This window comes from Paenibacillus montaniterrae, assembly GCF_018403185.1.
In the GTDB taxonomy this organism is placed as follows: domain Bacteria; phylum Bacillota; class Bacilli; order Paenibacillales; family Paenibacillaceae; genus Pristimantibacillus; species Pristimantibacillus montaniterrae.
The window spans coordinates 100,674-113,825 of sequence record NZ_BOSE01000008.1 but is presented as its reverse complement, the minus strand read 5'-3'; the positions used below and the strand labels follow the sequence as shown (position 1 = coordinate 113,825).

Genomic DNA, 13,152 nt, shown 5'->3' with positions numbered 1-13,152 from the left:
GCTGTCAAAAGACAGAAGACGCTTCCTGCCAGCATTTGCTGCCGAGCAGGAAGCGTCTTCGATCATTCTATAATGCAAGAACCTTTCATCAAGCGCTTTTAAACCTGTCGCGATACTGTCCAGGCGTCATCCCTTCATGCTTGCGGAAGGAGCGAATAAAGTTTTGCGGGTTGTTATAGCGCAGCTTGGCAGCAATATCCTTGATCGCAATATCCGATTCGGCCAGCCATTTCTTAGCCATTTTAAAGCGATACATCGTCAAATAGTCGCTAAATGAAACACTGGTCTCCTTGCGGAACACGCTGCTTAAATAATTCGCGTTGTAATGCAGACGCGCAGCGCACTCCTCCAGCGTCAAGTCGGTATCGTAATATTGCTGCACCAGATCAATAATCTTTTCAGACAGCTTATGATATTGTTCCTCTTGCCTATCGCGATAAATAACAACAAGCGGCTGGATGACCGTTTTCCAGAACCAGCGTTCGATTTCCTGCTTATGCTGGATTTTCAGCAGCTGCTCCAGCAGAGAGCCCTGCTGATGCTTGAGCTGCTTAAGCGTAATGCCCGATTCCTGCATCGAGATGATCAAATTATTAAGCAGTCTCGTCAGCGGGAACTGAAACTCATGCGGCGAGCGGTCGGACTGGAATACGCTATGAAGCAGCTGAGTCAGCAGCTCCTTGGCGCGCTCCTCCTCGGCCACCTTGATCGCATCCAGCAATTCGTGCTCGAGCTGCTGCGGATAGCTAAGCTGCAGCACATGACGATGCTCATTCATTTGATCATATTGAATAATAATTCCTGCCCCGAGAATCATGCGATGCTTCAGTGCATCCAGTCCTTCCCGATAAGCGCTGCCTATGCCGCCAAGCTCGTAAAACGGCGCACTGATCCCGATACTAATTTGCAAATTCAACAGCTGCTGCACCTGCCGCTGCAGCGATTCCGTTAAGCTGTACTGCATCGAGTGGAACACGTCTGCTTCCTGTTCAGCCGAGCCGATAATAACGACGACGCTTTGATCCAAAATGATCGGAGCGAGCCGTTGCTCAGCAGGAATCCACTCCTCTACGACATTGTGCAGTGCAAACAGCAGCAGGTCGATATCTTGAATCGTATGGCTGCTCGCGGCATGAAAATCAATTTGAATCGTCATGCCGGCCATCGTATGCCACTGCTCGAGCTGCTTGCCATAGCCAAATTGCTGCAGCTGAGTGCGCATTTCTCCAGCTTTAATTTGCCCTTGATAGGCCTTCATGAAAAACAGCGTGCGCACCTGATGAATATGCTGCTTGACCTGATGCTCCAGCTCGGATTTCGACTGGAACAGCTCATGCACGCGCTCGCTAATAAGCTGAAATTCATTCGTGCTTCGCTCCAGCTGCTGGTCCTCCGCTTGCTGATCGCTGCCGCTAATTTGCAGCAGCAAACGGCGCACCGGACTATAAAACTGCTTGGTACCCAGCCATACAAACAGAAAGCAAAGCACAATCAGCCCGATGCAAATATATAGCGTGTACTGGCCGATTTTTTTCGATTCGCTTGTCAAAGCCTCGATTGATGAAATGGACATATACGTCCAGCCGGTGAGCGACGATTTGTAATAGGTGACAGCCGACGAAATTTGATTAATTTGCGTATTGTACTGACCGCTCATTTCATTCAAGGCAGCCAGATCAATGCCAGCTTCGTCTATTTTCTGTCCGATAAGCGACTGATCCGTATGAACCAAAATATTGTGCTGCTCGTCAAAAATAATGACCTTGGAGCTGGAATCGATGTTTTGCTCGACCATTTCCTGCAATGTGCAGGTCGGGATCGTAGCCAGGGCAAGGCCGTATGTGTCCAGGCTATTGGCTGGAAGCTGCTTGACGAGCGTAATATTGTATGGGCACAGCGCTGTATTTCTTGAAAATTCCTCGCTATAGAACAAATAAGACGGCGTCAGCACCCAGGAAGAATGCTCAGGAACATGAATCAGCTCTGACAGCTGCTCGGCATATTCATATTCGCTCAACTCGTACAGCCCAGAATTTTTAATGAGCCAATTATGGCGCTGGTTGAGCAAAATAACATCCTCAAGTCGGGTGTCAAAGGATTGCATATGGCGAATTTCGTTGCGCAGATCATCATAAAGCATAAAATCGGCGGCATTTAGCGTTTGCGACATGGCCCGCTTAAGTACAGTTGAGGCAAGCACCTGATTCATCGTGTGGTTGACAGTCGTTAGTTTCTGTTCTACATTTGAATTGATCTGCATGATCAACTGCATTTTTCCTTCGTTAACATTTTTTTGTATTTCATTTGATGCTGTCACATAAGCGAAGATTCCGATAAAAATAACGGGAATTGTACTCAGCAGGCAGCCGAAAATAATCAGCTTGGTTAGATAGTTCAAAGAACGCATAGCCCTCAACACCTTATTATGAGTTATGAAGATAGTCATTAGCTTTATTTTAGTAAACGCATACATTATAGACAATAATCATCTAGCGTGGCAATAATCATCATCTCAGTTTTACCATGAAATACCATAAAATCCTAGAGGGGGATCTAGAATGAAGCGGTATAAACGCTCCTGCATGCTCAATTTCATTCGATTTTGCGTGCCTGTAATGATGATTGCATATTTATGTGGCTGCGCTGCTTCTGTGGGCATGACAACAGTCGAGGAGACGAAGCCAACCGAAATTTCGATAATGGTGCCGTTGCATTTTCCTCATTCTCCAAGTGATGAAACACTCGACCTGCTGCAGCAGCTGACAAATACTCGGCTCGACATAAGCTGGGTGCCGGATGGAATCTACTCTGATAAAATGAACACTGCACTAACGACAAGCTCCTACAAAAAGGTGACCTTTGTAAAATATACAGACTATCTTTCTGTCAAAAATGCGATTCGTACAGGCGCATTTTGGGAAATCGGTCCTTACCTGAAGGATTTTCCTAACTTAAAGCATTTGAGCGAGGATATTTTCAGGCAAACTGCAGTCGACGGGAAAATTTACGGCTTATATACCGAGCGTCCATCTTCGCGTCAAGGTATTATTGTGCGCAAGGACTGGCTTGAAAATTTGGGGCTGAAAGAGCCGTCCACGATTGAGCAATTGTATGATGTTCTGCATGCCTTTACGTATCAGGACCCGGATGACAACGGGGTTGATGATACGATTGGCTTAACCGATCGCAACGATCTGATATACGGTGCATTCAAAACGTTAAGCTCCTATTTTGGTACTCCGAACAACTGGGAGCTGACAGAGCAAGGCTTCATACCGGAGTTCGAAACCGAAGCGTATATGAACACGATGAACTTTATGAAAACGCTGTATGAGGAAAAGCTGATTAATGTTGATTTTCCCGTAACAAGCAAGGAAATGCAGCGTGAGCTGTTGATCCGTGGGGTCGCGGGCGTATATATCGGCGCTATGACGGATGTGAAGCGACTGTATGAGGAGGCCAAGCAATTTAATGAAAGCGTGGAGTTTACCGTAATTAACCGCATAGAAGGTCCGTCAGGCTATCGCATATGGTCGATCCCTAATTTCAACGGCTTGTATCTGTTTTCCAAAAAGGCAATTGCTACAGAAGAGGAGCTGCTGAAGGTGCTGGCCTTTTTTGACCGTACAATGGACGCTGATGTTGCCAATCTGCTTCACTTTGGCATCGAGGATAAGCATTATTATGTGAAGGACGGCAAGGCGATTTTGCCTGAGGAGCTGGCCGCTTTGCGTACACAGGAGGTTGATGCGCTGTTCTCGCTTATGATTGCTGATCTGAGTAATCCCAATGTAATGGAGGTCGCGCAGCAGCATCATTTATGGAGCTATGCCGAGCAGCTGGTGGAGGATAACAATAAATTTATAGTAGCGGACCCGACGATCGGGCTGGAGTCTGCAACCTATGATGAACGGGGCAGCGAGCTCTTCAAAATCATATCCGATGCTACGTACAATTATATTTTAGGCGCAATCGACGAGCAGGGCTTTGCCCAGCAAGTGGAGCTATGGCGCAAAAACGGCGGCAACCAAATTATTGCTGAGTATTCAGCAGCATACAATCAGTAGGCATGTACCCCGATGAGCATTTTGAGCATTTTAACAGACTGCGGCAGAGCAGCGCATTTCAGCGCTTGCCTGCCGCAGTTTTTTTATGCCAGCACAGGAGCGTGCCTGAAAATCCGTTCAGTGTCCTCAAAATTTTCAGACGCGTTCTGGTGGCGCGGCGGCGAGTATCATAAACTCGCTCAATAATCATTACCTCACATGCTCTGCAAAAGGCTTCAGCATGAGCAAATGATTGTTTCGGCACCAAGGCTGTGGGTGCTATCTTGAGGAAGCAAGCAATAAACAGCTTGATTGCGAGTTCAGCTAGAAAGGCACAGTCGAGTCGAAAGTAAATTTAAATGAAAAGAAAACGGAGGTCACGGAGTATGAGGAAGAAGCAAGCATTTAGTTTATTGTCTATTTTGTTAGCGCTTTCTTTGGTGCTTAGCGCCTGTGGAGGCAAGAACAACAACTCCAATGCAACACCGACACCAACATCGACGACAGACACAGATTCGAATTCCGGCAGTACACCAGAGCAACCAGCAGAACCAACAGAATTTACAATTATGCTGCCGCTGAATGTGGCTGAAACACCGCCAGATACGATTAAAACTGAGGTTGAAAAGCTAACAAATACGAAGCTTACTTATCAATTCTTCCCTGCAGACTCATATGAGGAGAAATTGAACGCTTCATTTGCAACGAGCAGCCTGCCAGAGGTTGTTTACTTGAAAAACCAAAGCACATTTTTACAAATGAAAGAAGCGATTCGCGAAGGACAGTTTTGGGAGATCGGACCTTACCTGGAGGAGTTCCCTAATCTGAACAAATTAAAGCCTGAAATTTTGAACAATACGAAGGTAGACGGCAAGCTGTATTCGCTCTATATTGGACGTCCGCTAGCGCGTCAAGGCATTATTTATCGTAAGGATTGGGCCGACAAGCTAGGTTTGGAAGCGCCTAAAACAGTTGATGATTTATATGTGATGGCAGAGAAATTTACGAAGGAAGATCCGGACGGCAACAATGTTGACGATACAATTGGCTTGGCTGACCGCAACGATCTGATCTATGGCGCATTTAAAACGATTGCTTCCTGGTTTAACGTACCAACTAACTGGGGCGAAAAGGATGGACAGCTGCTGCCAGAGTTTATGTTTGACGAGTATTTCGCCGCGATGGATTATATGAAAAAATTCCGCGATAACGGCCTAATGAACGTTGACTTTGCCGGCACGAGCAAAACTGATCAGGTAGCGTTGTTCACAAGCGGCAAAGCGGGCATCTACATTGGTGCGATGCAGGATGTCAACACCTTGGATAAAGACCTGGTGAAAAACGTACCTAGTGCTGTAACAAGCGTACATGCGTTAATTGAAGGTCCTAACGGAAATGTAACGACATGGGCAATTCCTGGCTACAACAACGTCGTGCTGTTCCCGAAAACAGCGATCAAAGACGAGGCTCAGCTTAAGAGCATTCTCGCTTTCTTCGACAAAATGATGACGCCTGAAGTAGCGAATTTGATGTTCTGGGGCATTGAAAACGTTCACTATACAGTAGAGGATGGCAAAGCTAAGGCATCTGATGATAAGGAGCTGACAGAACGCGAGGTTAAAGGCTACAAGGACAGTGTAATTGGCGAAGCTGAAACCAACGGCATGCTTGAGCCTTTCCATGATCTTGAAGCTCGTATTCTTGCCGAGCAGCTCATCGTTGAAAACGAGAAAATAGCCATTCATGATCCAACCGCTTCACTGGATTCTGTAACCTTTGCAGAAAAAGGCACTCAGCTGCAAGAGCTGATTACTGATGCAACCTATAAATATATGTACGGTACAATCGACCGCGCTGGCTTTGAGGCAGCAGTTGAGGATTGGAAGTCTCGTGGCGGTCAGCAAATTATTGAGGAGTTCAACGCTGCTTACAAGCAATAAACAGGCAGGCGAACCGCGCTGCTTTAGCATGAAGGAAGAAGTAGAGGGGCAAGCTTCAGGCTTATGCCCTTCTCTTCCTCTGCATCTGGTCAGTAAAACGGTCTGCTCTATTACAAATATGAAGCTATGAAATGAAATAGCTCTGTACACAGCATTATGTTATTTGGATATTCAACACGGGAAGGGGAGAAGGACATGCAGGAAGCGCTAGCAAAACAAGCTCCAGCAAGCAGGCTAAAAAGCGAGCTGTCCAGGCGAATATGGCGCAACAAGTGGCTGTATATCATGATTGCGCCAGGTATTTTGTATTTTATTATTTTCAAGTATATTCCGATGTTTGGCCTTGTCATTGCATTTCAAGACTTTAAGCCCTTTTTTGGCTTTACAGGCAGCGAGTGGGTAGGATTCAAGCATTTTGAACGCTTATTTACTGAGCCGGATTTTTTAAACATATTATCCAATACGTTAATTTTATTTGCGATGAACCTGTTCTTTTATTTTCCGATACCGATTATTTTGGCTCTAATGCTGAATGAGGTAAGGATCAATTTTTTCAAACGACTGTTTCAATCGCTTGTTTACTTGCCGCATTTTCTATCCTGGGTCATTATCGTTTCGATCAGCTTCGTTATGCTTACGATGGATGGCGGCATCATTAATGAATTGCTCGTCTACTTTGGTTTTGAAAAAGTCAATTTCCTGCTGAGCAACGCCTGGTTTCGACCGATTTACATTATTCAGGTCATATGGCGTGAAGCGGGGTGGGGAACGATTATATATTTGGCGGCGATTGCCTCAATCGATCCGCAGCTATATGAAGCAGCCCGAATGGATGGCGCTTCCCGCATGAGACAAGTTTGGCATATTACACTGCCGGCTATCCGCAGCGTCATTATCGTACTGCTGATTCTAAAAATTGGCGATGTGCTGGAGCTGGGCTTTGAGCATGTGTACTTGCTGTTGAACTCCATGAATCGCGAGGTAGCTGAAATTATTGATACGTATGTCTATACCGCCGGCTTGCGTCAAGGTCAGTTCAGCTATAGTACGGCGATCGGCTTCTTCAAATCGCTTGTCGGTCTAATTCTGGTCATGTTCGCAAACTATTTGGCGAAAAAAATGGGTGAGGAAGGCGTTTATTAATTACAACGAGGAGGGGAGACGATGATTGAGGATCGTACTTTCAAAGGACGCATATTTGCTTTAGTCAATTACTTTCTATTAACGATTATCGCGCTGATAACCGTGCTGCCTTTCGTGCATGTAGTGGCAGGCTCGTTTACAACGAGTGCTGAACTGGCAGCCAAACGCTTTATTCTGATCCCTACTGAATGGAGCTTTGATGCTTACCGTTTCATATTCTCAACCAATACGATCTTTAAAGCAATGGGCGTTTCGGTCGGTGTTACGCTGTTTGGTACGCTGTTCAGTATGCTGATAACATCGCTTATGGCCTACGGCTTGGCGCGCCGCGATCTTGACGGCCGCAAATATATTATGTTTCTCGTCGTATTTACAATGCTGTTTAGCGGAGGCTTAATTCCAAGCTTTCTCGTCGTTAAAGAGATGGGCTTGATCGACAGCTACTTGGCGTTAATTATTCCGTCCACAATCAGCGCTTTTAATTTAATTATATTGAAAAACTTTTTTCAAAACATTCCTGAAGGTCTGGAGGAATCAGCCAAAATTGACGGCAGCAGCGACTTCGGTATTTTATTCCGAATTGTCTTGCCGCTATCGATGCCTGCAATTGCCACATTATCGCTGTTCTATGCCGTAACCTACTGGAACACCTACTTGAACGCCATTATGTATTTAAACGACAGCAAGATGTGGCCGATTCAAGTGCTGCTTCGCCAAATTGTCGTATTGGCAAGCGGAATGGAATTCAGCTCTGATCTGGATGCAACAGTGCCGCCGCCAGAGCAAACCGTCAAAATGGCAGTAATCGTAGTTGCGACCTTGCCGATTCTGTGCGTATATCCGTTCTTGCAGAAGCATTTTGCGAAAGGAGCAATGCTAGGATCAATCAAAGGCTAAGTTTAGTGGTGGTTTAAAAATCGGACTTTGATGACGATGTTATGCGTTGTAGCTTATTCGGCGGCGAATCTTGAACGCTAGCGAAAACTGCGGTGCTCACGTAGCTTTTTGCCTACGCTGTGCTCCTCGTTTTCTACTAGCGTCCAAGCTTCTTGGTCCTGAAAGCCCGATTTTAAAACTTTTATTGGAAGATGATGTTCAAAATGCACGACTTTGATGACGATGTTATGCGTTGTAGCATAGTCGGCGGCGAATATGTCACGCTACCGAAAGCTGCGGTGCTCACGTAGCTAATGCCTACGCTGCGCTCCTCGCTTTCTAGTATCGTGCCATCTTCTTGGTCCTGAAAGCCGAGATTTTGAACTTCGATTTGAAGGGGAGGTTTAAAAATCGGACTTTGATGACGATGTTATGCGTTGTAGCTTATTCGGCGGCGAATCTTGAACGCTAGCGAAAGGCTAATGCTTCCGAAGTATGTTTCCTGCGGAAACATTGAAGGTGCTCACGTAGCTTTTTGCTCTACGCTGGCGCTTCTCGCTTTCTACTAGCGTCCAAGCTTCTTGGTCCAGTACTCAAAAAGCACCAGCGGAGGAGCAAAGCATCCGAAAAACGCAGTGTGCCGCCTTTAACATCGTAATGCCACCTTAAAATTAAAATAAGAAAGCATTAGGGTTTAAAAAGCGACTGTAGGAATCTTTGCTCCGGAGCGCTGATTAAGGAGGATATGATGAACAGACGAAATGAATGGACTCCGCTCGATTGGGCGGAAGCGGCTTGCCAAGCTTTAATGGAGCGATATTTACCTGAAGAGCTGCCACCAGCCGGACGATGGCATTATCATCAGGGTGTATTTTTGTGCGGCATGGAGCAGGTTCTGCACTGCACAGGCGATCAGCGCTATAATGAGTATTTAAAGCGCTATGTCGATAAGCTTATTGATCCTCAGGGCAACTTATATTTTGCCAGAGATGAGCTGGATGCGATCCAGCCTGGGTTGCTTTTGTTTCGCTTAGATCAGCAATATCCGGAGGATTTGCGTTATGCCAAGGCGGCACGCAAGCTGCGCTGTTTATTCGATACATTAAATCGAACTAGCGAAGGCGGCTTCTGGCATAAAGATAAATATCCGTACAATATGTGGCTGGATGGCTTATATATGGGAGGAGTATTTGCCTTAAAGTATGCCAATGCCTTCGAGGAGCCTGAGCTTAGAGAACTCGTGCTGCTGCAGGAGCGGCTTATGCGTCAGCATATGCGCGACGAGCGCACTGGCCTGCTGTATCATGCTTGGGATGAAAGCAGGCAAATGCCGTGGGCGGATCCAACGACGGGCTGCTCTCCGGAATTTTGGGCGCGCTCTTTAGGCTGGTATGGCTTGGCGCTTAGCCAATTTCTTGATGAGCTGCCTGCAGAGGAGCCGCAGCTTAAGCAGCTTGAAGAGGCGCTGGTTCAATTTGTGCATGCACTTTTGCCGCATCAGGATCAAGCAACTGGCCTATGGTATCAGGTTGTTGACAAGGGAGATCGCAACGATAACTGGCTGGAAACCTCGGGCACAAGTCTGTTTATTTACGCAATAGCTAAAGCTTATGCGCGGGGGCTTGTAGGTGAAGCTGAGTTTGCGGCAGCAGAGCGGGCCTATCAGGGATTGCTGAATATGATTCCGCAGCAGGATAGCTTCGTTTTGCCAAACATTTGTATCGGCACCTCAGCTGGCGATTATGAAAACTATGTAACGCGGCCAGTAAGCGAAAATGATCTGCACGGCGTTGGCGCGTTTATCCTTGCCTCAGTAGCCGTTGCTCAAGCTGCACACAAATTAGCATATTGACAGAATATTCAGTGTAATATATCGTGTAGCTATTCAATAAAATGATATATACGAAGAAAATGGCAGAATTATAAAACAAGCCGACATGCATATTGATATGCATGTTTGCTTGTTTTATTTCTATCTCATCCGTTAGTTGGGATCTGAACAGCCAGCTGATCCCGAATGGCTCGTGATATCAGAGGAGGAGTTATCGAATGTCAATGATGCTTGTAACAGAACGGTTAACTTTGCGACTGCTTGAGCTTGGTGACGCCGAAGCAATTGAGCGGTTAGCTAGTGAAAAAGAGGTAGCGGATACGACGATGAACATTCCACACCCGTATCCGCTAGGCTCTGCAGCAGGATTTATTCAGTCGAGACATGAAGCGGCCATGCACGGCGATGGCTATTCCTTTGCTGTGACGCTTACAGAAGGTGGAACATTTCTCGGGATTGTCGGGCTTAATATCGACAAGCGGAACAATAAAGCCGATTTAGGTTACTGGATAGGCAGAGCCTATTGGGGTCAGGGCTACTGCACCGAGGCGGCAGCACGCGTTGTGCAGTATGCCTTCGAGCAGTTAAAGCTGAATAAGGTATTCGCTGCAGCCTTGACCCGCAACCCGGCCTCCTCCAGAGTTATGGAGAAAATCGGCATGAAGTTTGAAGGCATTTTGCGCGAGCATTTGTGTAAGGAGGGGCAGTATGAGGATGTAAAGTGCTATGGCTTACTGCGAGATGAGGTTTAAAAATCGGACTTTGATGACGCTGCAGTTTCTTTGTAGCGTATTCGACGGCGAATATGTCACGCTACCGAAAGCTGCGGTGCTCACGTAGCTTTTGCTCTACGCTGCGCTCCTCGCTTTCTAGTATCGTGCCATCTTCTTGGTCCTGAAAGCCCAATTTTTAAACTCTTATTGGAAGATGATGTTCAAAATACTCGACTTTGATGACGATGTAACTTCTCTGTAGCATAGTCGGCGGCGAATCTTGAACGCTAGCGAAAGGCTAATGCTTCCGAAGTATGTTTCCTGTGGAAACATTGAAGGTGCTTACGTAGCTTTTGCTCTATGCTGCGCTCCTCGTTTTCTAACTAGCGTTCAAGCTTCTTGGTCCTGAAAGCCCAATTTTTAAACTCTTATTGGAAGATGATGTTCAAAATACTCGACTTTGATGACGCTGCAGTTGCGTTGTAGCGTATACGACGTCGAATATGTCACGCTCTAGATGCGCTGCGGTGCTCACGTAGCTTTTGCTCTACGCTGCGCTCCTCGCTTTCTAGTATCGTTCAATCTTCTTGGTCCTGCACTCAAAAAAGCTCCAGCGGAGGAGCAAAGCATCCGAAAAACGCAGTGTGCCGCCTTTAACATCGTAATGCCACCTTAAAATAAGAAAGCATTACGATTTAAAAAGCGGCTGGAGGATGCTTTGCTCCGTAGCGCTGATTTAAAAAGCGGCTGGAGGATGCTTTGCTCCGTAGCGCTGATTTAAAAAGCGACTGGAGGATGCTTTGCTCGGGAGCGTTCTAATAGAAAAAATTTGAATCTGTATAAAAAAGTTCTATCGTTTTAACCCAAGTTATAGCATATATACGAAATTTTCCGTCTTTCAACTGTCAAGTAACTATCATATAATAGTAATTATGTGAATGTGTAAATCATAGTGCTGCACTGTGATTATCATATATTGAATCTAATCTTAGAATATAAGGACGGTTAAAATGAGTAACAGAGAAAACCAAACAGATGTTATTTTAATTGGTGCCGGAATTATGAGTGCGACATTAGGATCATTGCTAAAAGAGTTAATGCCAAGCTGGGAAATTAAAGTGTTTGAGAAGCTTGCCAAGCCGGGAGAGGAAAGCTCGAACGAATGGAATAATGCAGGGACAGGGCATGCTGCGTTATGCGAGCTTAACTATACGACGGAAAAGCCGGATGGATCGATTGATGTAAGCAAAGCGATCAAAATCAATGAGCAGTTTCAAATTTCCAAGCAATTTTGGTCTTATCTCGTAGACAGCAAGCTGATTAGCAATCCGCAAGATTTTATTATGCCGCTGCCGCATATGAGTATGGTACAAGGTGAAAAAAATGTTGCGTTCTTAAAAAAGCGTTTTGAAGCGCTGTCAAAAAATCCTCTGTTTCGCGGAATGGAATATTCTGATGACCCAGAGCAATTGAAGCAATGGATCCCGTTAATTATGGAAGGTCGTACGACGAATGAACCGATCGCAGCAACTAAAATTGACACTGGAACGGATGTTAACTTTGGCTCATTGACTCGTATGCTGTTCAAGCATTTGCAAAATAAAAATGTTGAAATGAACTACAACCATAGCGTTGCTGATATTAAGCGGACAAATGGCTTATGGGAGCTGAAGGTACGCAATCTGACAAATGGCACCGTAGAGCGTCATACAGCAAAATTCGTCTTTATCGGGGGCGGAGGCGGAAGCTTGCATCTGCTGCAAAAATCCGGAATTCCGGAAGGAAAGCATATTGGCGGCTTCCCGGTCAGCGGTTTGTTTATGGTGTGCAAAAATCCAGAGGTGGTTGCCAAGCATCATGCTAAGGTATACGGCAAAGCTAAAGTGGGCGCCCCTCCAATGTCAGTCCCGCATCTCGATACAAGATATATCGATAACCAAAAGTCACTACTGTTCGGACCATTTGCCGGCTTCTCGCCGAAGTTTCTTAAAACAGGCTCCATGTTCGATTTGTTGACCTCTGTCAAGCCGCATAACGTCGTGACGATGCTGGCTGCTGGTGTTAAAGAGATGGCGCTGACGAAATATTTGATTCAGCAAGTCATGCTGTCCAATGAGAAACGGATGGAAGAGCTGCGCGAGTTTATCCCGAATGCGAAAAGCGAGGATTGGGATATTGTAATTGCAGGCCAACGTGTTCAGGTCATCAAGGATACTGAAGCTGGCGGCAAAGGCACGCTTCAGTTTGGTACTGAAGTAGTTAGCGCTGCTGACGGATCAATCGCAGCCTTGCTTGGCGCTTCGCCAGGTGCTTCTACTGCGGTTCATGTCATGCTCGAGGTTATTAATAAATGCTTCCCGCAGCATATAAAAGCGTGGGAGCCGAAGCTTAAGCAAATGATTCCTTCCTATGGGGTTTCATTGCTCGATAATCCAGAGCTTTTGCGCAAAGTAGACGAAACAACCTCTCAGTCGCTTGGTTTATCGACTGAAAAGCAGTATGTATAGCTTATGAACTTATAAATCATTATTTATATACAAGGAAGCGATTTTGCTGAGGCAAACAATCGCTTCCTTTTTTATGCGAAACTAATAGTAGTTTTT

At 45.8% G+C, this 13,152-nt stretch carries 9 protein-coding genes; 8 read left to right on the top strand and 1 reads right to left on the bottom strand.

All coding sequences use genetic code 11. The features are described 5' to 3' along the window. Nucleotides 1-88 precede the first annotated feature (88 nt). On the bottom strand, nucleotides 89-2,407 hold the full coding sequence (locus tag KJS52_RS19380) for a helix-turn-helix domain-containing protein (protein ID WP_213518495.1): 2,319 nt from the start codon (nucleotides 2,405-2,407) through the stop codon (nucleotides 89-91). A 151-nt stretch (nucleotides 2,408-2,558) separates the two neighbouring features. Between KJS52_RS19380 and KJS52_RS19375 the strand changes: the two genes are divergently transcribed. The 8 genes from KJS52_RS19375 (at nucleotide 2,559) to KJS52_RS19340 (ending at nucleotide 13,056) form a co-directional block, all read left to right on the top strand. Further along, on the top strand, nucleotides 2,559-4,067 hold the full coding sequence (locus KJS52_RS19375) for an extracellular solute-binding protein (protein ID WP_246563767.1): 1,509 nt from the start codon (nucleotides 2,559-2,561) through the stop codon (nucleotides 4,065-4,067). Between the two features lie 12 nt (nucleotides 4,068-4,079). After that, on the top strand, nucleotides 4,080-4,253 hold the full coding sequence (locus KJS52_RS19370; protein ID WP_213518493.1) for a hypothetical protein: 174 nt from the start codon (nucleotides 4,080-4,082) through the stop codon (nucleotides 4,251-4,253). 179 nt (nucleotides 4,254-4,432) lie between these two features. Next, a complete protein-coding gene (locus tag KJS52_RS19365; RefSeq protein WP_213518491.1) occupies nucleotides 4,433-5,986 on the top strand; it encodes an extracellular solute-binding protein in 1,554 nt (517 codons plus the stop codon). Between the two features lie 195 nt (nucleotides 5,987-6,181). Further along, nucleotides 6,182-7,129: an ABC transporter permease gene (locus KJS52_RS19360; RefSeq protein WP_213518489.1), complete on the top strand. Its 948-nt coding sequence runs from the start codon at nucleotides 6,182-6,184 to the stop codon at nucleotides 7,127-7,129. 21 nt (nucleotides 7,130-7,150) lie between these two features. Beyond that, on the top strand, nucleotides 7,151-8,026 hold the full coding sequence (locus KJS52_RS19355; RefSeq protein WP_213518487.1) for a carbohydrate ABC transporter permease: 876 nt from the start codon (nucleotides 7,151-7,153) through the stop codon (nucleotides 8,024-8,026). A 727-nt stretch (nucleotides 8,027-8,753) separates the two neighbouring features. After that, nucleotides 8,754-9,857, top strand: a complete 1,104-nt coding sequence (locus KJS52_RS19350; RefSeq protein WP_213518485.1) for a glycoside hydrolase family 88/105 protein — start codon at nucleotides 8,754-8,756, stop codon at nucleotides 9,855-9,857. A 197-nt stretch (nucleotides 9,858-10,054) separates the two neighbouring features. Beyond that, nucleotides 10,055-10,588, top strand: coding sequence for a GNAT family N-acetyltransferase (locus tag KJS52_RS19345; RefSeq protein WP_213518483.1), 534 nt, complete (start codon nucleotides 10,055-10,057; stop codon nucleotides 10,586-10,588). A gap of 971 nt (nucleotides 10,589-11,559) precedes the next feature. Next, nucleotides 11,560-13,056 (top strand): malate:quinone oxidoreductase, encoded by a 1,497-nt coding sequence (locus KJS52_RS19340; RefSeq protein WP_213518481.1) that lies wholly within the window; start codon nucleotides 11,560-11,562, stop codon nucleotides 13,054-13,056. Nucleotides 13,057-13,152: the final 96 nt, after the last annotated feature.